The organism is Methanooceanicella nereidis, from assembly GCF_021023085.1.
Taxonomy (GTDB): Archaea; Halobacteriota; Methanocellia; order Methanocellales; family Methanocellaceae; genus Methanooceanicella; species Methanooceanicella nereidis.
Map to the genome: position 1 here is coordinate 96,230 of NZ_PGCK01000013.1, position 21,089 is coordinate 117,318.

Below are 21,089 nucleotides of genomic sequence, written 5' to 3' on the forward strand. Positions count from 1 at the left end.
TCCAAAAAAATTACATTAAACCATTAGATGCATTAAAATAAATGAACGGAATGGCCCATAACAGAAGGGAACTATAAATGACGGACAACCCATATATATCGGTAATAATACCTGTTTACAATGAAGAAGACAATATTACCGAGCTTTATGGGCAGTTAAGCTCAGTATTATACTCATTGAATCAACCGTTTGAAGTGCTTTTTATCGATGACGGTTCAAGGGATAACACTTACAATAAACTAAAAGAGATCAAGGATGATAATGTCAGGATCATCAGGTTTCAGCGTAATTTTGGAAAAGCTGCAGCCCTGTCATGTGGATTTAAGTATGCTCGGAGTAACATAGTAATAACGATGGACGGGGACCTGCAGGATGACCCAAAAGAGATCGCGAAATTTTTGGAAGGATTAAAAGAATTTGATATGGTATCCGGATGGAAATATAGGAGAAAAGACCCGTTCACAAAAACGATACCATCAAAGATCTTTAATATTTTGACAAGGGTCCTGACGAATGTCAACATTCACGATTTTAATTGTGGATTTAAAGCCTACAGGGGATATGTTGTAAAAGATATTAAACTGTATGGCGAACTTCATCGATATATCCCGGCGATAGCCCAATGGAAAGGCTATACGGTTGGTGAGATAAAAGTAGAACATCATCCAAGAGTGCACGGAAAATCTAAATATGGTGCAAACAGGCTATTAAAAGGATTTTTGGACCTGATTACCGTAAAATTCCTGATAACATATATACAAAGACCATTGCACCTTTTCGGGAGTATTGGCGTATTACTGAGCGGGTCCGGGTTTCTTGTCGGATGTTACTTAATATATTTGTGGTTCAACGAAGTAAAAATAGGGGACAGACCATTATTGAACTTATCGGTTTTACTGATAATCACCGGCATACAATTGATTGCTATGGGATTGATAGGTGAACTATTCGTAAACTCAAAGGATAACAATAACTGGATCATTAAAAAGGAATGATGATGAAGCGAAAAAGTCTTCTGGCCATATTGGTGACATTATTTTTTATTATCTTCCTTTTAGTAAGGCTGGATATAAACACGATCATTAATACAGTTTTGAAGATGGATTTTAAGCTTTTATTGCTCACGATACCATTTATAATATTGTTATATATTATAAAGACGAAAAAATGGCTAATATTATTAGACAGTATTGACATCAAGATAGGCTTCCTGGAAGCTTTTAAAATATATCTAATAGGTACGTTCTATGGGGTTATCACGCCGGCAAAGGTCGGGGAGTTCACGCGGTCGTTCTATCTCCAACAAAAGAAATCGCAGACCATACCAACAATATTAGTTGACAGAATAACGGATATTGTGACACTATTACTGTTAAGTATAGTCCTGATACTGGCCTTATTTAATAACAATGAGCTAATAAATCTGATCATTCTGATGATAGTCCTTTTCATCAGTGCTATCTTTATTGTAACGAATAAGAGGATTGTAACAATGATCTTTAAATTATTCAAGATCAACGACGACCATAAAGAAAATTATTTCGTTACGTTTAACAGGATAATAAAAAATAAAAAAGCGCTATATTACGTTTTGTTGTTAACGTTTTGTTACTACATGGTCAATATGTTTATATTCTGGCTGATCATTAAATCATTGAACCCTGCCCTAAATGAGATGCTTGCACTGTCTCTTCCGATAATTATTATCATGGGGAATATTCCTATCACTGTATCGGGATTAGGTATAAGGGAATTTGTAAGCGTGTTGATCTTTTCGTTACTTAATGAAGAGCCGGCTTATGGCTTTTCTGCATCTTTGATATTATATGTTATTACTTGCCTGATACCAGGTCTTGGGGGGTCAGTTTTCACAATAAGGAAAAGGAAGAATGAGAATGAATCTAAATAGAGGAAATTATAAAAAATATATGAGCAACAATCCACTTGTGTCCATGGTTATTTCAAAATTCTTAAATGAAATAAAAACTACGTTAGAAACATTGAATGTAAATAATGCATTAGACGTAGGATGTGGAGAAGGATTTGTAACACAATATTTAAATCTAAAAAATTCTACGGGTATTGATATTTCTAATAATGCATTGATATTTGCTCGTAAAATTAATAAAAATACAAATTTTTGTAGGTCAAGTATTTATAAATTACCTTTCAAAGATGAAAGTTTTGATTTGATTATGGCTTTAGAAGTACTTGAACACTTAGAAGACCCAGACTCCGCGCTATGTGAAATAAAAAGAATATCTCGAAAATATTGTTTATTAAGCGTACCAAATGAACCCTATTTTAGAATAATGAATTTGTTTAGAGGAAAAAATATTATTAGGTTAGGGAATGATAAAGAACACATTCAAGGATGGACATCAAAAAAATTTTTAAAAATGTTAGAGAGACATTTTGAGATTATTATATTAAAAAGGCCCTTTCCTTGGACACTAGTTTTATGTAAAAAGAGGGAATATTAGGGAGATAAAATGAAGATTAATATCAAAAAATTTGATTCCCATACATATGAAGTAATATTAGTGTTAGCATTATTTTTAATACCATTTATATTAAGAATTATATTTATATCACATTATTTAGATGATTGGGATAGTATTCAATTTGCATTAGGGATCCATGATTTTAATATTAAAGAACATCAACCACATCCACCAGGTTATCCAGCTTATATATTTTTAGCCCAATTATTTTATATAATTTTTCAAAATGATACACTAACATTAACATTAATGAGTGCATTATTTGGCTCAATATCAGTTGTTTTTACATATTTATTAGCGAAAGAATTTTTTGGATATGAAATAGGAATATTATCAGCTGCTATATTATCATGTACACCAGCCCATTTTATTTTCAGTGTAGTTGCTATGAATGATATTGTATCAATGAGTTTATTGATAGTATCAATTTATTTGTTATATATAGGTTTAAATCGAGAGAAATTTCTTTTATTAGGTTCTTATTTAATAGGCTTTACAATAGGAATACGACCTCAAATATTTATATTGATAATCATATTATTTAGTATTATTCAATATTGGAAAAAAAATCTTTCATCAAATATCTATTCAATTATTTTATTTATATTTGGATGCATTACATGGTTTATTCCAGCATCGATATTGAATGGGGGAGTAATAGAATACCTAACTCTTACAAGATCACAGATTGATGCTGTAGATAGATTTAATTATACATTTGTACAATTTGAAAAATTTATAAACCTAATGTTAGATGGATGGACACAAATAATAATATTTTTTATAATTTTAACTACTATAGCAATATGTTTACTAATAATCGAAAAAATGGGAAAAGTAAATTTAAAAAATATCAATAAGCCATTAACAATATTATTTATATGGTTATTAATTGGAGTGTTTTTTATTATTTCGCTTTATACATTATACATAACAAGATATTTACTACCAATTTTTGTACCATTATCAATTATAATTTCATATTCTATAAAATATATTGGTGATAAATTTTCAAATAAAAAATTAAAGATAATATATTATTCAATTGTGTGTGTATGCATAGTAATAATGTTGATACAATCGATATCGATTGTATCAAGTATATCCCATATTGCTCCTGCACCAGTACAAGCTGCTACATATATTGAAGAAAATTATAATCATAATGATACCATTATAATTGCCAGAGATTCTTATAGGCATTTTCAATATTACTTACCAAATTTTACTACTAAAATGTACGTTTCAAATGTAAAATTAACAGATGAAACGCAAATTACAAAAATTATTAGCGAAAGTCCACTGTCGTTCGAAAATTCTGTAAAAATTAATGAATTTTATAGATCTGACAATATTTATCAAAAACATTCTAAAGTAAATTTGTATGAAGAGGAACTATATAATAGAATCATAGCCGACATAGGAGTGCATGATCTTGAAATGTGGGGGGAAACACCTACCAGATGGATTACTGAAAATGCAACTTTCATTTATATATCTAAAAATATTGAAGAAACTAATATAACTTTTAATGTAAAACCATTTCGAACAAACAAATCATTGATAGTATTCATTAATAATCAAATAGTATTCAATGATAATATTAAAAATTATGAGAAAATTACTATACCAATACATATTGATAAAGGTGTAAATAAAATTATATTTTATTGTCCTGATAAAAGCCAACGTCCATGTGATATACCAGAACTAAAAAGTAATGATAATAGATATTTATGTTTTTACATTCAAAATATTTATATAGATGGTTAAAAATATTTATTTTAAATATTTTTTAATGAGAAAAGTAAATCTAACATACAAGTTATTAAGTTATTTTAAATAATTATCTTATTTTTATATCGTTTTTAATATTACCAGTAATCATTCTTTTAATTTTATTAGACAATAAAATTTTCATACCAATCCCAATAAAAAAGATAATAAAATTCGGTATCATTATCTAAAAGAAAATTTAAATTATTATTAAAAGTACCTAATGGATCAAACTTTTAGAATATATTGGAAACAGAAACCCCAAAATCATATAATTTTATTCAATATTGATTTTTCAAATTCTGTTAGTATTAACATTAATTCATTATCAGTGTTGAAAGTAATATCATTAGAATTTAATTGCTCTTCTAATCCCCCAACATTTCTGCATATAACCGGTTTATTATACAATTTTGCTCTGGCTAAAACACTAGAGCTCCATATCTCCTTATACGGAATTAAAATTATATCCGAAGCATTAATCCATTCATCAAACTCTTTATCACTAACAAATGAATCAACTAATTTAACATTATTTGACGATTCTACAATATTTTTTAATTTATACCAATATCTAAGATAAGGTTCTTCTTTTATCCTTACGGATCCCACAATATATAGAAGTAGATTATTATTTTCTAGTTTTTTAAAGCAATTTGCTGCTACATCAAAACCTTTATGCTCTTGAATAAACCCGATACATAAAAAAATTATTTTATCACTTGGTAAGCCAAATTTGTTCCTACACTCAGATTTTGATAAATTTGTATATTTTATAAAATATTTAGAATGGTCAATTAAATGGTATTTTCCGTCTTGTAATTTAAAATAATGACTTATAAAAGTATCAATTTCTTTTTGAGTATGGAATAAAATATTGGGACAAAGCCCCCATTTCAAACATTCTAAAAATTTATAGAAACCTTTTTTATCATAGGAGATTTCGTGTGCTATAACTTCAATCTTACGTCCATACCTTATAAATAAATAATAAAATGAAAGATATGTTAAAATGTTACTTATTAGATTTTTACTTGAATCATGATAGAAAGATTCATGATATTGTATTATTGTTTTATCACAATTATTAATATATTTACTCAAACCAAGGAGTTTTCGTCCGCCTTTAAGGTCCATGTATAAACCATCTTCGGCCTTGTTCAATGAAATAATATCGACCAATTCGCCATCTTTTTTTATATTTTGAACCATCTGGTAAGCATATTTACCTATACCACATTTTTTGGGTGGATATGTAGATACCATTAAGTATCTCAATTTATTTCCCCCTGAGAGATTTACCTATCAAATTACCGAGATTAATAGACAATTTATTCCAGTCATATTCACTTTCCGCAGTATTTCTTGCACATTTTGACATTTCAGTAAGAATATTTTTATCGTCTAAAAACAATTTAATGTATTTACGGAAATCGCTTAATTCACTCTCTATATAATTATTTTTATTATACAATCCTCTTGCCCCTATTTTCGTTGTGATTACGGGAAGACCTGCTGCAAAATAGTCAAGCATTTTAATATTAATTCCTGATCCTCTCACCATAGGATTTAATGCTATATCAGATGCAAGCATATATTTTTTTAAATCATCATTACTCACTAGCCCTGTTATCAAGACATTAGAGGGAATAGAAGTTTTATCCACACAATCTGACACTCCGCCTACTATGATAAATTGTATATCACCACATTCCTGAGCAAGTGTTTTTATAATAAATTCTGCTGCATCAACATTTGGTGCGTAATTACTGCCTACAAAAATCGCTGCAAAGTTATCGATTCCAAGTTCATTCTTTAGCTTGTTTTTTTCAATGTTAATATCATAATCCTTGACAAACGTACCATTTGGCAATATAAAAATTTTTTCGGGATCTACACCATAATTTAAAACGAACTTAGCCTTATCTTCATCCGAACACGCTAAAATAATATCTGCCTGCTTACATAGATTGCTTTCCACAAAACGAACATATTCAACTATACATTTTCCAAATCCGTTTTTAGGAAATAATTGTTCCCTGAGCCCATACTCATAATTATGACTATCATATATGAGTAATTTATCTTTTATATCATCATAGATTACTGAATATATCCATGGATGACTGACAATAATAACTTCATTTTTTATTAATTCTTTTTTTACACGATTAACATATTCATCTGAAGCAAAAATAAGAAAAGGTGATAATACATCAATGGTAACATTTTGAGGGACCAATTTATTCAAATATGAATTAATATCAAAATGTGTCTTAGAAAATGGTACATCGATTTCATTTAGGTTATCCGATATCTTGATTTCGCGATGTTGTTCTCCTGACCAATCATATGAACCTATATAAGTAACTTGAAAATTTCGTGGAAAATTTGAATATAGGCCTTTTAATCTCAGTCTACCGCCACCTATAGCTGGCTCTATAGGTTGCATATCAAGTACTAAGGTATTTATTTTGGGAGTTCTTTCACTGGGATCTATATTAATACCATCAAGCATATCATTAGTTACATTGTCCCAAGTGATATGACGTACTGCATCATATCCATTGATGCCCATATTAGCTGCTTCGTCAGGATTTTCAATAAAAAAATTTATTTTTTCGGCAATTTTTATTGGGTCGGGTTCAACAATAAAACCACTTACACCATCCTTTACTATATAAGTTGGCTCTCCAGAGTCATGGCAAGTAATAACAGGTTTCTTTGCTCTAAAAGCTTCAATAGTAATATACCCAAAATCTTCTTTCTTGGTTACAAATGGTATGACAATAGAACGAGAGTACAGATCAATTAGTTCATTATCTGAAACTGGCCCCAAAAATTCAATTCGATTCTCTAATCCGAGATCACGAGTTAACTTTTTTAAATTTTTTTCGTCCTCACCTTTTCCTGCTAGGAGTAATTTGACACCATTTTTAACATATTTCATAGATTTAATAACGAGATCAATCCGCTTCCACCTATGAAGCCTCCCTGGCAAGAAGATAAATTCGCCTTTTTTTGGTTCGCTAAATCCAGATAATAAGGTATCCGGATAAATTAATTTAAAGTCAATATTATTCCAGAACTGATCGGCATTTCTAAGTCGCTCTTCTACTGTATGACCTATTGTGCAATGCTTCTTTATTCTGGATGGATCGAGACCATATTTATCAAATGCATATATTAATTCACGTTGTTTTATTTTATCCAATCCTAGAGATATTTCATCAAACATATCATAAAAGACTCTTATTGTATGAAGTAGGTAAGAAATATGATTCCTATGACGAACCATGTAAGTCGGAGCCTTGGTAGAAATAACCACATCATAATCATCTAGGTCTAAGTAATAACAATAACAATATGCCTGTACAATTGATTCAAATGTAGATTCATCAACAAGAACTTTTACATGATTGACATTGTGACCTTTAGTTATTAAAGCTTTAATAAGCCCATCATATAATCCCTCTGCACCGCCTCTTTCGCCTTTTACTGATTGAGGTGTAACTACAGCGATATTCATCATGACGCCCAACTCAATTTTTATTTTTATAAATAATTGCAATATATAATATTTATATCAACTTCTTTCTTTGGTTATAATGCATCCAATATGTAATTTTTCTTTATAATAATCAAGATGAAGAATTCTAAAACCTGCATCCTTTAGGATTGTTTCCCATTCTTCAACAGTCATTTTTCTCTCGTTACCATATTCCCTATATGGCCAATGTACTGAAGGTACAGAGAATGCAACATATTTAGCGATAGTTAATTGTTTTGATAATAGCTCTATCAAAGAATTATTATCAAAATGCTCCATAGTACCTTGTGAAAAAGCGATGTCAAATTGTTCTTCTTTAAAAATATCCAGATCAAACGCATCGATCATAACGAATTTTGCAAAGCCACCTAACTTTTTAGAAGTTTCTATAGCTCTTTTTACTATTAATGGGTCATTATCAATCCCTATACAACTATATGCATACCTAGAAAAATATATTGAGAATGAGGCTGTACCAAGGCCAATCTCTATAAGCTTGGGAACATTATCGCCAGCGCTCATACATGAAAAATGTTTAATCAGTTCAACGAACTCCATATGATGTTCAATAATTCCCTTTAAGTCATCTTCAGTGATATTTTTATTATAAAATTTAGACCAATTAGTCATTTCCGGTTCATTAATGTTACACATTTTTTCTTCTAGTATCTGAATCCTACCCATTAAATCACTAGACTCGAATGACGAAATACGATCTTCAAAATGACCAGATTCTAATTTATTTAATCTTTCGCAGATATCACTTGACTTTAATGTAGATATATGCCCATTAATGGCCATAAGAATCCTGATGATTTCATAATTAAAGTTATTTTGTTTTTCTATTATCGGATCGATGTATCTCCTAACTTCATCATTTACCATTTGTCGACCTTTAACAATCACAGGTCCTAGGACTTTTCTATGCGATGTTATAGAATAATTATAATTATTTATATCCTTGTTATAATTTAATATGGATAAATCTATATCGAAGAGATTAACTTTAGTCCCTAAGGAATTATCAATAAACTTTATTTCATTATCATCAACAAACTTATTTATTCTGTTTTGCACTAATTTATTATTTATATCAGCCATAATTGACTCAACGTCAATATCATTACTTTTAATAAGTGTATTACTCAACAAAATTGAATCCAGAGATTGGCCGATTTGTTTTTTATTACCTGAATTATCACCCATTTAATGTCCTCCTTGCTCAATCTCATAATCAAAATTAATCCTAATAAAACCTATATCATCAGAATTATTGATAACATTGAAAAAGTACTTTTTACTATGCCAATCATACGTAATTTTATAATCTTTAGATTGGCATGATACAGATACAAAATATTTTCCCTGTAATAATGGTAATTCTTTAATTAATATCCTTATCTCACCATCACCGTTTATTGAGTCAATTTTAATATTCTTAAATTTAGTGTTAGAACCGAAACATTGATTCCCTCTCTCATCAAATATTTCAAATCCGAATATTGGTTCGGATACAAGTTCTTTAGATGTAAATCTGCCAATTATTGTCATTGGATCCCCGGAGAAAAATGAATCGCCCTCGTTCCCATTTTTATCTAAAAATTTTATGTCCAATATTTCTATTTTTTTATTGCCCCATCTGAAGTTAGCCATAGATCGATATTTTTCAACAAAATCAATTGAATCTTCTATTGACTCTTCAGATCCGGTCGTTTTAGATTCATTACTTGGTTTATTTAGGATAACTTCTTGATGTTCATTATTTTCAATTGTACTTATAAAAATATCATCTTGTTTTGAATCCACCCTATATACGTATCTATCAATTACATCTGCGGTTTTTCCAAAAGCTACAACTTCGCTATTCCTTAATAATATAGTCTTATCACAAAACCTTCTTACTGCATTAAGGTCATGTGATACAAAAAGCATAGTAATTCCTTCATTTCTATATTCCCTGAAGATGTCAAGACATTTTTGTTGAAATTCCATGTCACCAACTGCTAGTACTTCATCTACTAGCAATATTTCGGGTTTTACTTGTATTGCTGTAGCGAATGCCAATCTCACCTGCATTCCGGATGAAAAGTTCTTCAACTTTGTATCTTTGAATTTAGTTAATCCTGCAAATTCCAGCACATAATCCATATTTCTGTTGATCTCTTTTTTCGAAAGCCCCATTATAGTACTATAAACTTCAATATTTTCTTTAGCAGTAAGATCAGGCTGAAATCCTACACCGAGTTCTAAAAAAGGCGTTATTTTACCATTAACCTCAACACTTCCTTTTGTCGGTCGTAATATGCCGGAAATTATCTTAAGCAATGTGCTTTTTCCACTACCATTATCCCCAATTATACCTATAGAGTCCCCTTTCTCTACAGTAAAGCTGACATCATTTAATGCAATGAATTTTTCATATGTCGAAGGACTAAAAAAGCCTTTTATATTCTCAAATAGCGTCGTCCTTCTCTCATGAGGTATTATAAACTCCTTTGTGACATTATTAACTATAATAGCCGGCTTATCTTCTGGCTTTACTTTTTTAATATTTAATTCTTGTACCTCAAGCATAGTATCCCCTATACTTCTTCTGCAAATTTTGGCTCTAATTTACTAAATACTATCCAGCCGAACGCCAACGCTAATAATGATATGGATATAATGTAAGCCACATTTTGAGCGACCGGCAACGCATCATATATTAAAACGCCCCTTAGCATTTCCATTATTACGCCCATCGGATTATACTTTAATAGTTCCACAAAAGGAACTCCTTGAAGCATGCTCAGCGAATATATGATAGGGGTCAGGAAGAAACCTGCCTGCATCACGACTCCCCATATCCATTGCACGTCCCTGTACCTTACGTTCAGCGAAGCGATCCCCAGTGAAATGCCAAGGACGAATATAAACTCTACAGCCATAACTGCCGGGAACAGGATCGCCGTCAACGTTGGCAATAATCCGAAGACGATCATGAACGCCCCGAATACTACAAATTCCAGTGCGGTCATCATAAGCGCGGTAAGACATGCACTTATTACCAGGACCTCTCTGGGGAAATAGATCTTTTTGACAAGATTAGGCTTTCCGACGATGCTGCCCAGGCTCATGTTCGTAGCCTTATCCATGAATCCCCATGATATGATACCAAGCAGCAGAAAAAGCGGATAGTGGTCAATAGACCTGTTCGCAAAAATGCTGCTGAACACTATGTACAATACAAGCAGCATCAGCAAAGGCTGTAACAGGGACCAGACGATGCCGAGCACGGAGTTCTTATATCTTAATTTCAGGTCCGTAACGGCCATCTTTTTTATTAAGCCCCGATATTCCCACAGATTGGACATTGTGATACCTTTCTATTATTTAAGCGATTAAATTATTTGAACTATGATAGCCTGATACTCATAAGACCGTCGATAGTCGATATATATTTTTTCCTGACGGCATCCGGCGAGTAATTGTCCCCTACATAGGCGATGCCGCAAACGCTCATCTTTTTCCTGGCCTCTTCATTATTTAGGACTGCATCTATCGCATTTGCGAACTCTTCATATGAGCCGTAGCTTACGCCTGCGCCGCTCCTATCGCAATGACCTTTTAGCACTTCGCACTGGCCGTTAGCGATCACGGGAGTTCCGCACAGCATCGACTCGAGCACAGAGTATGAAAAGCTCTCGTAGAGAGAAGGATTTACCACAGCGCTCGCCGCCTTTATTGCACCGCTCTTATCCTCGTCTGAGATGAAGCCCAGAGAGATGACATTGTCCTTTTCAGTGATCTTCATCGGACCTTTACCGCACAGGACGAGCTTTAGGTCTGACTTGCGCTGATAGACATAATCCTGGAAATAGTCGATCAATACGTTCAAGCCTTTCATCGCTTCGATCCTGCCGAGATAAAGAATAAAGTCCCCCCTTATCCCGTACTTTACCCGGAAATCTTCCGCAGATACTTCTGGTAATTTTACAGGAGCGCCGATCACATCGCCTTTTTCCGTGCCTAGGTTAAAAAGCTGATCTACAAAGGCTTTTTCTTCATGTGTAAGATAGACAAGCTTCCGGCTGGAGTTGAAAATATCCCTGTACACACTATACCGGATATAAGGCTCATCATGGGCCGTTGGCACAAGTATCGATTTATCTTTTACAAGCGGCAGGCAATAGTAAGTAGTGGCATACATGTATGTCACGAATATGAAAAGGTCATAGACATCACGGTTATCGGCGACATGTTTTATCAAGCGGGAAGAGTATGGGCCCATCATGCTCATCCACAGCTTTTCCATTCCTAATGTATGCGGAACATTTCGCAGCAGTACGTTCCAGGGCTTGAAAAATATACTCCGCTGCCGGTCATTTTTAAACCGCCTTATATTAATGCCATCTTCAACGCTTTCCCCTTCGGGAAAATGATTTGCCCATGTAGAATACTCTAAAGCGCATGTCGTCAGTACTTCAACATCAAAATCATCCGACAGGCACATAGCTATGTCCCTTGCGAGAGACTCCGATCCCCCGAGCACTTCTTTGCCATACCTCTGGACCACTATAGCTATCCTTTTTCTTCCCATCGGATCACACCACGCCTCTTGCTATCTCTATAAAGTTCTTTACGGTCTGTTCTATAGAATAGTTCTCCAGCATCTTCTTTCTATAGGACATCTCAGTATGATCGGACGATAAATAATTCACGAGAGCTTCCTTGAACTCATTTCTGTCCCGGGCAAGCATTCCATGCCTGACTACCTCGGGGTGCGAGCAATTATTAAATGACACGACAGGCTTTCCCATGTACTGTGCCTCGATCACGGGCAGGTCCTGGCCTTCCCATCCCGAGCAGGTGGCATATACTGAGGCGCCGGCATAGTAAGGCCAAATATCCTCTACATACCCCAGCAAATGGACGTTGCCGATCCGGTCGGCAAGAGATCTCAGTCTTCCGCCGTAATTACCCTGATAATTGCCGATAGTAACGAGGTGAACATCATCCCCGAGCTCTTTTTTCACTTCACCGAATATCTCTATCAGCGTATGAACGCCCTTATACGGCGTATGTCTGCCCACATACAGGACATATTTGCCGAATTGGTCATCTACGGGTGCTTTAATATCGTCGGGGAACTTCAAGCCGTAAGGCAGCACTTGCATTTTGCCGCTATAATTGTATTTCTTTCTGAACTCATTTCCCATGTAATCTGAGATCGGAAGCACTACGGACGCTTTCCGGGCAGAGAGCAGGCGGGAGAGATTTACCGCGGACCAAAAACCAAGATCGTATGGTTTTAATTGCAGCGAAAGTGGCGGTATACCCGGATCATGAAGCAGATGCGGAATATCCGTCATGGAAGCCACCCTATCGAATGGCGGGAAGTGGGTGGATATAAAGTCAAATTTTTGGCTCTGGATATCACTGGCGGTCTGTTTCATTTTTAAGGGGTTATTAGCAGGATATTTTTGTATAGTGATCCCCGGTATCGAAATATCGGCGGAGACCGTTGCCAGTGTGACATTGTGGTATCGCGCCAGTTCCTGAGCGAACAGGGCTACTGCTACGCCAATGCCATTACCTTTTAACATCTTATATGTAGCAACGCAAAATTTTAAGGTCTCCATCTCAGGATCTCCCGATAATCGAGTCCATGCCCGATAAAAATCGTTTAACGTCAAACTTCTTACTCTGCTCCACGCATGCTTCCCTGAAGGATGCCGGGTCAGATGCGATCTTTTTTACGGCCTTTATGATGTCATCTTCTTTACAGTCTATGAGCATGCCAGTCTTTCCATCTGCAACCGTCTCAAGATATCCGCCTTCGCGAACCGCGATCACAGGCTTTCCGCTTGCCATGGCCTCGATGGCCGTCATGCCAAAGTCCTCGTCCAGCGACGTTGTGATGAAGCCCCTACATCTGCCGTAATAGTTTATAAGGTCGTCTTCGGGGATGTCGCTGATTATAGTAACGTTAGGAGGCAGGCTCTCGCGGATCCTTTTAGCGTATGTGACGGAATGATCTCCCTTGCCGCTATTGCCTATCATTATGAGCCGCTCTTCGGGCATGCGGGCGAAAGCGTTTATCTGGACCTCAAGTCGTTTTTCCGGATACAGGCGGTTCACTGAAAGCCAGTAACCGTCATCTCCCGCATACAGGAACCGGGACGTGTCACATGGCGGATATATCACCGTGCTGTCCTTTCCAAGATATTTTTTTACCCGCCTGGCGACGTTGTCACTAATGGATACGATAGTGTCAATCCGGTCCATGGACCTTTTGTTAAAGTGAGTGTGAATTTTAACCCATACTGACGCGGCCATCCTCGCAAGCGGGTTTTTTTGAGAACTAAGAAAGTCATCTTTAAGATCGTAAAATACCCTGACCGGCGTATAGCAGTAGATAAGGTTTGGCCGGTGGTTGCGTGAGGCATGATGCGCCCAGTTCCCGCTGAATATGTAAAAGTCATATTTTCCGGTGAAGTTACACGTGGAGAATTTTAAAGTGGCCTGGACCTGCTTTATAGGAGGCACCGCCGCCAGGCTTCCCAGGCTGATGATACTTACGTCATCATAGCCCATGCGGGATATTAGCTCGCGGTTCAGGTCGGTGGTGATTATATCCGCTCCCAGATGCCTTGCGAGGGTGAGTACTACTTTTTCTCCCCCGCCGATAAAGCTGAAGTAGTCATGAAATATAGCGACCCTCATATATCTCCTGCACACCCGGAAAACTTAGTTTACCATATTAGGCTTGATATGCCGATTATATAAAACCCTTTAGTATCCTTGCCAGAAGGTCGTTGGCACGGCAATAAATAAACAGGGGGTGATTATTTCCCCCGATAATAAGATCATTCATCCTTTGCGCTATTACGTACAAGCTCGCTTGCCCTGAACAGCGATTCGAACGTGCCTGCATCGCTCCAGTATCCTTCGAGCACTGTATATGACAGTTCTTCGCGCCGGATATACTCGTTGTTCACGTCGGTGATCTCCAGCTCTCCCCTCTTTGACGGCTTGAGCGTCCTGATAACGTCAAATACGGAGTTATCGTATATGTATAATCCTGTCACCGCATAATTTGATCTTGGGTTCGCCGGTTTCTCCTCGATACCGATCACTTTTTTATTGGCCTCGTCGACCTCTGCCACTCCAAAACGGAATGCATCGGTAACTTCTTTTAAGAAGATATGAGCGCCGGACTTAAAGGACTGTACGGTCTCTCGGACATTGTCCTGGTAAATGTTATCGCCAAGTATGACGGCGACATTTTCACCGTTTGCAAAGCGTCTTGCAAGCCCCAGCGCCTGGGCGATGCCGCCTGCTTCCTTTTGTATCTCATACGTGAAGTGTACGCCAAACTCGCTTCCCGATCCGAGAAGCTCTAGGAAATGCCCTGCATGGCCCTTGCCTGAGACGATCATTATTTCCGTGATCCCGGCATCCATAAGGGTCTTTAACGGATAATAGATCATCGGCTTATCATAAACGGGTAGCAGATGCTTGTTAGTGACCTTAGTACATGGGAATAAGCGAGAGCCCGTCCCGCCTGCAAGGATAATGCCTTTCATTTTTTTCCACCACTTTTTCTTAGTTCCAGATATTCCGCGAGAGCCTCTTTCCAGTGTCTCATCGGGGTCGTCTTAGTATTGATAAGTACCGAATAGTCAGGCCTTTTTGCCTTCCTGACATACTCCTGGCTGGTACATGGTGATACGTTATCTATTATAGCCTTTGCGAACTCGTACCAGGAGCAGACACCTTCATTGGTAATATGGTAAATGCCCGGGTCAAGCCCCGCTATCTCAGGGGTCTTTGCAGCGAGGTCCGCAGTATAAGTAGGCTTGCCGAACTGGTCGTTCACGACGCGGACCGTGTCCATCTGTGCCGACAGCGCCAGCATCGTCTCGACAAAGTTCCTCCCGTGAAGGCCAAAAAGCCATGATGTCCTTATGATCCGGTAATCCTTCATGAAGGCCATGATGTTCCTTTCGCCCGCGAGCTTGGACTTGCCGTAAACGTTGATAGGGTTAGTGGTATCCCATTCCCTGTACTCTTTCATTGAGCCGTCAAAAACGTAGTCAGTACTATAATGAACAAGTGTCGCTCCGGCACGGGCACATCCTTCGGCGATGTATCCCGGAGCCCTGCCGTTAACGTCATAAGCCAGTTCCTGCGTATCTTCGCATCCGTCCACGTTCGTGTATGCTGCCGAGTTTATCACCAGACCGGGCCCTAAGCTCTCTATGACCGATAGCACGGCATTCCTGTCAGTGATGTCAAGGTCACTGTGCGTCAGCTTTATCGCGTCAGGATATACCTTACATAGATCCTGGCCCAGCATGCCGCCTGAACCTATGATCACTGTTTTAATTTTTTCCACCACCACTCGTTATCCGCATACCATTTTACGGTAGCATCTAACGCTTCTTCGAACGTGTGCTCCGGCTTCCATCCCATAGACCTCAGTTTCGAGCAGTCAAGGGAGTATCTCCAGTCATGACCTGGGCGGTCCCTCACGTACTGTATCATTGACTCGTCAGCGCCAAGGATGTTCAGGATCTTTTTCGTGATCTCTATGTTAGTCTTTTCTGCTCCGCCGCCGATATTATAGATCTCTCCGTCCGTTCCGTTATGCAGGATAAAGTCTATGGCTTTGCAGTGGTCGAGGACATATATCCAGTCCCGGACATTCATGCCTGTCCCGTAAACGGGCACCCTCTTTCCTTCGATAAGATTCGTCACGAACAGAGGTATAAGCTTCTCCGGGTACTGGAACGGCCCGAAATTGTTAGTGCACCTGGTTATTATTACGGGTAGCTTATGGGTTATGAAATAGGAGTGTGCCAGCAGGTCCGAGCCCGCCTTCGTCGAAGAATAAGGGCTGGACGGGGTGAGAATATCGGTCTCCTTAAAAGAACCTTCTTTAATGCTGCCGTATACCTCGTCTGTCGATACGTGAACGAACCGCTTTATGCCATGTTTTAGCGCAGCGTCCAGAAGCGTATATGTGCCCAGCACATTAGTCCTGACGAACGCCGATCCGTCCTCGATGGAACGGTCCACGTGACTTTCGGCGGCAAAGTGCACGACGGTGTCGACTTTACTCATTATGTTGTTGACCGCGGCAGCATCGCAGATGTCGCATTTTACGAAATAGTAAGCCGGATGATCCTCGATGTCCTTAAGATTATCAGGATTTCCGGCATAGGTCAGCTTATCGAGGTTTACTATCTCATAATCCGGATACTTATTAAGCATATGACGGATAAAGTTACTGCCTATAAAACCGCATCCGCCTGTTACAAGTAACTTCATTTTTTCACCTTTTTATAAGATCAGCCATGTTTCAGGCTCGGGTCAAGTCCCCAGTCGTACGGTATCTCCTTCGTGTCTGGAGGAAGGCGATATTCGTCCGGCTCATTATAGTTATAAGGCAGCGTCGGCACGCTTAAGAAGTACGCCGTCTCTGTGCCGATAGCCTTGAAGCCGTGATATACTCCGGGAGGGACGCTTATCAATACAGGGTTTTTCTCACCCACAAATATCTCCATTAGAGATCTATAGGTCGGCGAATCTTCCCTGGCGTCATAGAGTGCCACCTTCATCATCCCATGGATACAGGTAAAATTATCTGTTTGTTTTTTGTGATAATGCCATCCTTTAACGACGCCCGGATAAGCAGTAGTCATATAGACCTGCCCGAACTGTTTAAATATAGGATCATCACACCTCAGGATCTCCATGAGCCACCCTCGTTCGTCCGGGATAACTCTAAGGTTCTTGATCAATACGCCTTCAATGTTCGCCATAATCATTACCCTTTAAGCTCTGAGTTACTTTCTTTAATGCTGTAATTATTTAATTATATTCCTGTCATAGAGGCCATATTAGCGATCATGCAAATATAGCAAAAAACCGTGACTTTACAAAATAGAAAAAACGGGGAGATAAGAAGATCTTTCACTTCCCCCACTGCTTTATCGCCATCTCTAGCTCATGATGGTCCCTGGCATATTCCTCGATAGACACGCCCTTCTTCCATGCGTCCACTGCCTGGAACATTGCTTTTGCGCCTGCTGTGGTGCCTTCGGGATGACCGTGAATGCCTCCGCCCGCCTGAAGTATGACGTCTATGCCGTAGCCGTCGAGATTTGCTTTAACGAGTTGCGGGTATAGTCCTCCGGAGCATGCGGGGAACATCGGCTTGAACCCAGCCCAGGGCTTTCTGAGAATATCCCTCGAATAGTTGATCTCCTCGACGTTGCGCTCCATCTTGCCGCTGTAGGTGCCTATGTGGAGATTGGTGCCGCCCACCATCCTGGTCAGCTTTGCTATGACGGGCATAGCTATGCCGAAGTTGCCGCGCGTGAGCGCGCCGTGCATCGTCCTGTGCACGTGTATCGGTAGTCCGATCTTTTCATCCGTCAGTGCCTGTACGGCAGAGAAGCCTGCTGTGAGTATGTCGACCATGATCATGTTCGCGCCGAGCTCTTTTGCCCTCTCGGCGCGCTCGATTATTTGATCCCCGCCGACCGTTATGTTCACTGCGTAGAAGCATTTCTTCCCGATCTTATCCTCTACCTTGTGAAGTTTATCCATGACCGCTATAAGGCGGTCCTCCAGCGGGCAGAACTTCTGGTCGGTAAGTGTCTCGTCATCTTTTATAAGGTCAAGGCCTCCGAGGGCTGCCATCTCGGCGACTTCTGCCGTCCTCTTCGGGTTCAGCCCGACCTTGGGCTTTATTATAGTCCCTACCAGGGGGCGATCATATACGCCCAGGAATTTTCTGGCTTCCTGTATGCCGAATTCAGGGCCGTTATAATATTTTACTATAGGGTCAAAGTCAACGTCTATGAGCTTGCATGCGTTGAGCCCGCCGAGCCCGAACAGGTTTCCGGCAACGACCGACAGTATCCCCGGTATGTTGTCCGGCTCGAATATCTCGACCGGGAAATCGATCTCAACTATGTTATCTTTGGCGCTCAATACCCTTGCTCCGAGCTTCTCGTGGACTTCCTTTTCATACTCAACTTCTGTCCAGGTTCCAGTGGATTGCTCTGCAGCGATGGCCTTAGCAGCCTTTTCGAGCGGCATGTCCGCTTCTACGTAATACGTTGCCTTAACCATAGTCAACACACTCTAAAGTAATACTTCAAACATTTAAAAAATACCGGTTGTTGAATATTGGACTCGATCATTAATACCTATATAGAGTACTTATTCGACCATAATTGACATAAGTGACCATTATCATTTTCACCACAAAGCACTCTATGGGCTCAAGGGTTCACAAAGGACTTTTTTGAAGAATTATTATATACAAAAAAAATTTTGTGTACCTTACTCGCTGTTGAGCGCTTTTTGGTGGAAACTGGTGTACCCTTGAGCCCTTAACGCCCTTCGTGGTGAAAAATAGTGGACCTTCGAGCCCTTAGAGCGCCACATTGCGAAAAACCGCGTATCTTAGTTACATTTGTGCCTTTCCGGGGACATTTAAATACAAAATGTTAAATTTGATTTCGTACTATTTAATTCATCATCTTATATGTACTACCGACGGAAGAATTTATAATGATTAAACGTGTAGTAACATTATAAGGTACAAACGAATCACCAGTATGCGTGAGGACCCCTCCTAACGGTCCGGTGATGTATGCTGAACGAAAAATGGATGGGAGGACAATGCGATCGATTCTAGTAAGCTCCACTGAATTATATTCAGGTAAAAGCGCGCTGTGTATGGCGCTGGCAATGAAACTGAAAGAAAATGAACTTAGAGTAGGATACATGAAGCCAGTCGGAAACATCATCGTTGACGTTAACGGTGAGCTTGCCGATGACGACGCTTTGAATATGAAGAGGATGCTGGGCCTCGATGAGAGCCTTGACGAGATCTCGCCCATCCTGTTCACTCACCAGTTACTCGAGGACATCCTTGAGGGCAAGGATAAAAAATTACCGGAGAAGCTTAAAAAGACATTTGACTCAGTAAGCAAAGACAAAGACGTCATGATATTAGAAGGTGCCGGAGACGTAAGCGGAAGTTCCGTTTTAGGCCTTTCGGACTCCGAAGTAGCGCACCTGACGAACAGCAAGATATTGCTCGTATCGAAGTACTGCGATGAATTTACCATCGACCGTATCACAACATACCTGAAGCTACTGTCGGATGACGTCGAGGTCATAGGCATTATCTTCAACAATACGAGGATGGAAAGGATCAACTTCGTGAGGGAGAAAGTCATCCCGTACTTCGAGAGAAAAGGCATCAAGGTGCTCGGAGTTATACCGACGAACAAGGCGCTCCAGACAGTCACGGCGAAAGAGATCGCCGAAGGCCTGAACGGACAGGTGCTCGCAGGCAGTAACAACCTGGACGTCACCGTTGATAACCTTGTAGTGGGCGCAATGGCCCCGGACAGCGCGATCAAGGTGTTCAGGAGAAAGCACAGCCGTGCCGTAATCACAGGCGGCGACCGTGCAGACCTTCAGATGGCTGCTCTCGAGGCACGCATGAGATGTATCGTTCTTTCGGGTAACCTCTACCCGCCCGCACCAGTGCTGGGCCGCGCGGAAGAGCTCGGTATACCGGTCATTCTCTGCCCGGACGACACGACCACAGTAGTGGATAAGATGGAGCAGCTGCTCCGCAGCGTCAGGGTCAAGAACGTCCAGAAGATCGACCTCATGAAGAACATGTTCGACGAGAACATCGACACTGAGAAATTAATGACCTCAATAAAAGAATAAGCGGACCAGATAGAATAATTAAGGCGGTGAAAGTACCGCCTTAAACCTTTTTTATCATAACTTAAGAAGTTTTTATGTATAGGACATCTTTTTTAAAGAGTTATTCGTTTTCTCGCTTGAATATACACCGATAGCGTCTCAATTATCTACCCGGTAAATTCTTAATAATTATAGTATATCATTTATCAAGCTCACCACTAAGGCGACTAAGGTACACTAATTGTTAACCACGAAGCGCACAAAGGCGAACAAGGACACGGTTTCCAACCACAAAGCGCACAAAGGCGAACAAGGACACGGTTTCCAACCACAAAGCGCACAAAGGCGAACAAGGAACACAAAGACTTATTTTATAAGATTAGTATAAATTAAAAAAATTTTTGTGTACCTTACTCGCCTTCGTGCGCTTCGTGGTTAACAGTCTAGTGTACCTTACTCGCCTTCGTGCGCTTCGTGGTTAACAGTCTAGTGTACCTTACTCGCCTTCGTGCGCTTCGTGGTTAACAGTC

Annotated in this window: 18 protein-coding genes; 5 read left to right on the top strand and 13 right to left on the bottom strand. The window is 38.8% G+C overall.

The genetic code is table 11. The annotated features are described in order from the left end of the window. The first annotated feature begins 77 nt into the window (after positions 1 to 77). Genes CUJ83_RS14075 through CUJ83_RS14090 form a run of 4 tightly spaced genes read left to right on the top strand, consistent with a single transcriptional unit; the run spans position 78 to position 4,277 of the window. The gene (locus tag CUJ83_RS14075) at positions 78 to 995 is read left to right on the top strand and encodes a glycosyltransferase family 2 protein (RefSeq protein ID WP_230742985.1); all 918 of its coding nucleotides are present in this window, start codon (positions 78 to 80) and stop codon (positions 993 to 995) included. A 2-nt stretch (positions 996 to 997) separates the two neighbouring features. After that, positions 998 to 1,909 carry a lysylphosphatidylglycerol synthase transmembrane domain-containing protein gene (locus CUJ83_RS14080; RefSeq protein ID WP_230742987.1) on the top strand — a complete coding sequence of 304 codons (912 nt, stop codon included), beginning with the start codon at positions 998 to 1,000 and terminating at the stop codon, positions 1,907 to 1,909. Next, the gene (locus CUJ83_RS14085; RefSeq protein WP_230742988.1) at positions 1,896 to 2,483 is read left to right on the top strand and encodes a class I SAM-dependent methyltransferase; all 588 of its coding nucleotides are present in this window, start codon (positions 1,896 to 1,898) and stop codon (positions 2,481 to 2,483) included. The genes CUJ83_RS14080 and CUJ83_RS14085 overlap by 14 nt, the downstream gene beginning before the upstream one ends. 9 nt (positions 2,484 to 2,492) lie before the next feature. Next, complete coding sequence (locus CUJ83_RS14090) at positions 2,493 to 4,277, top strand: ArnT family glycosyltransferase (protein ID WP_230742990.1); 1,785 nt, start codon at positions 2,493 to 2,495, stop codon at positions 4,275 to 4,277. A 270-nt stretch (positions 4,278 to 4,547) separates the two neighbouring features. Here CUJ83_RS14090 and CUJ83_RS14095 read toward each other — a convergent pair whose 3' ends face one another. The 13 genes from CUJ83_RS14095 to CUJ83_RS14155 all read right to left on the bottom strand — a co-directional run bounded on the left by CUJ83_RS14095 (position 4,548) and on the right by CUJ83_RS14155 (position 18,957). Further along, on the bottom strand, positions 4,548 to 5,558 hold the full coding sequence (locus CUJ83_RS14095; RefSeq protein ID WP_230742992.1) for a glycosyltransferase: 1,011 nt from the start codon (positions 5,556 to 5,558) through the stop codon (positions 4,548 to 4,550). Position 5,559: 1 nt separating this feature from the next. Continuing rightward, the gene (locus CUJ83_RS14100) at positions 5,560 to 7,812 is read right to left on the bottom strand and encodes a glycosyltransferase family 4 protein (RefSeq protein ID WP_230742994.1); all 2,253 of its coding nucleotides are present in this window, start codon (positions 7,810 to 7,812) and stop codon (positions 5,560 to 5,562) included. Between the two features lie 54 nt (positions 7,813 to 7,866). Then, positions 7,867 to 9,036 (bottom strand): class I SAM-dependent methyltransferase, encoded by a 1,170-nt coding sequence (locus tag CUJ83_RS14105; RefSeq protein ID WP_230742995.1) that lies wholly within the window; start codon positions 9,034 to 9,036, stop codon positions 7,867 to 7,869. Further along, a complete protein-coding gene (locus CUJ83_RS14110; RefSeq protein WP_230742996.1) occupies positions 9,037 to 10,404 on the bottom strand; it encodes an ABC transporter ATP-binding protein in 1,368 nt (455 codons plus the stop codon). It lies immediately after the preceding gene. An 8-nt stretch (positions 10,405 to 10,412) separates the two neighbouring features. Then, positions 10,413 to 11,144 (bottom strand): ABC transporter permease, encoded by a 732-nt coding sequence (locus CUJ83_RS14115; RefSeq protein ID WP_230742998.1) that lies wholly within the window; start codon positions 11,142 to 11,144, stop codon positions 10,413 to 10,415. An 80-nt stretch (positions 11,145 to 11,224) separates the two neighbouring features. Next, positions 11,225 to 12,409, bottom strand: coding sequence for a glycosyltransferase family 4 protein (locus CUJ83_RS14120; RefSeq protein WP_230742999.1), 1,185 nt, complete (start codon positions 12,407 to 12,409; stop codon positions 11,225 to 11,227). A 4-nt stretch (positions 12,410 to 12,413) separates the two neighbouring features. Continuing rightward, the gene (locus tag CUJ83_RS14125; protein WP_230743001.1) at positions 12,414 to 13,451 is read right to left on the bottom strand and encodes a glycosyltransferase family 4 protein; all 1,038 of its coding nucleotides are present in this window, start codon (positions 13,449 to 13,451) and stop codon (positions 12,414 to 12,416) included. A gap of 1 nt (position 13,452) precedes the next feature. Next, positions 13,453 to 14,535 carry a glycosyltransferase gene (locus tag CUJ83_RS14130; RefSeq protein WP_230743003.1) on the bottom strand — a complete coding sequence of 361 codons (1,083 nt, stop codon included), beginning with the start codon at positions 14,533 to 14,535 and terminating at the stop codon, positions 13,453 to 13,455. Positions 14,536 to 14,678: 143 nt separating this feature from the next. Further along, positions 14,679 to 15,398: a sugar phosphate nucleotidyltransferase gene (locus CUJ83_RS14135; protein ID WP_230743004.1), complete on the bottom strand. Its 720-nt coding sequence runs from the start codon at positions 15,396 to 15,398 to the stop codon at positions 14,679 to 14,681. Continuing rightward, the gene (rfbD, locus tag CUJ83_RS14140) at positions 15,395 to 16,216 is read right to left on the bottom strand and encodes a dTDP-4-dehydrorhamnose reductase (RefSeq protein ID WP_369424434.1); all 822 of its coding nucleotides are present in this window, start codon (positions 16,214 to 16,216) and stop codon (positions 15,395 to 15,397) included. The genes CUJ83_RS14135 and rfbD overlap by 4 nt, the downstream gene beginning before the upstream one ends. Next, a complete protein-coding gene (gene rfbB / locus CUJ83_RS14145; RefSeq protein ID WP_230743008.1) occupies positions 16,189 to 17,145 on the bottom strand; it encodes a dTDP-glucose 4,6-dehydratase in 957 nt (318 codons plus the stop codon). The genes rfbD and rfbB overlap by 28 nt, the downstream gene beginning before the upstream one ends. Before the next feature lie 20 nt (positions 17,146 to 17,165). After that, complete coding sequence (locus CUJ83_RS14150) at positions 17,166 to 17,639, bottom strand: dTDP-4-dehydrorhamnose 3,5-epimerase family protein (protein WP_230743010.1); 474 nt, start codon at positions 17,637 to 17,639, stop codon at positions 17,166 to 17,168. Positions 17,640 to 17,790: 151 nt separating this feature from the next. Next, positions 17,791 to 18,957, bottom strand: coding sequence for a RuBisCO large subunit C-terminal-like domain-containing protein (locus CUJ83_RS14155; protein ID WP_230743012.1), 1,167 nt, complete (start codon positions 18,955 to 18,957; stop codon positions 17,791 to 17,793). 555 nt (positions 18,958 to 19,512) lie between these two features. Between CUJ83_RS14155 and CUJ83_RS14160 the strand changes: the two genes are divergently transcribed. Next, positions 19,513 to 20,580 (top strand): phosphotransacetylase family protein, encoded by a 1,068-nt coding sequence (locus tag CUJ83_RS14160; protein ID WP_230743013.1) that lies wholly within the window; start codon positions 19,513 to 19,515, stop codon positions 20,578 to 20,580. The last annotated feature ends 509 nt before the right edge of the window (positions 20,581 to 21,089 follow it).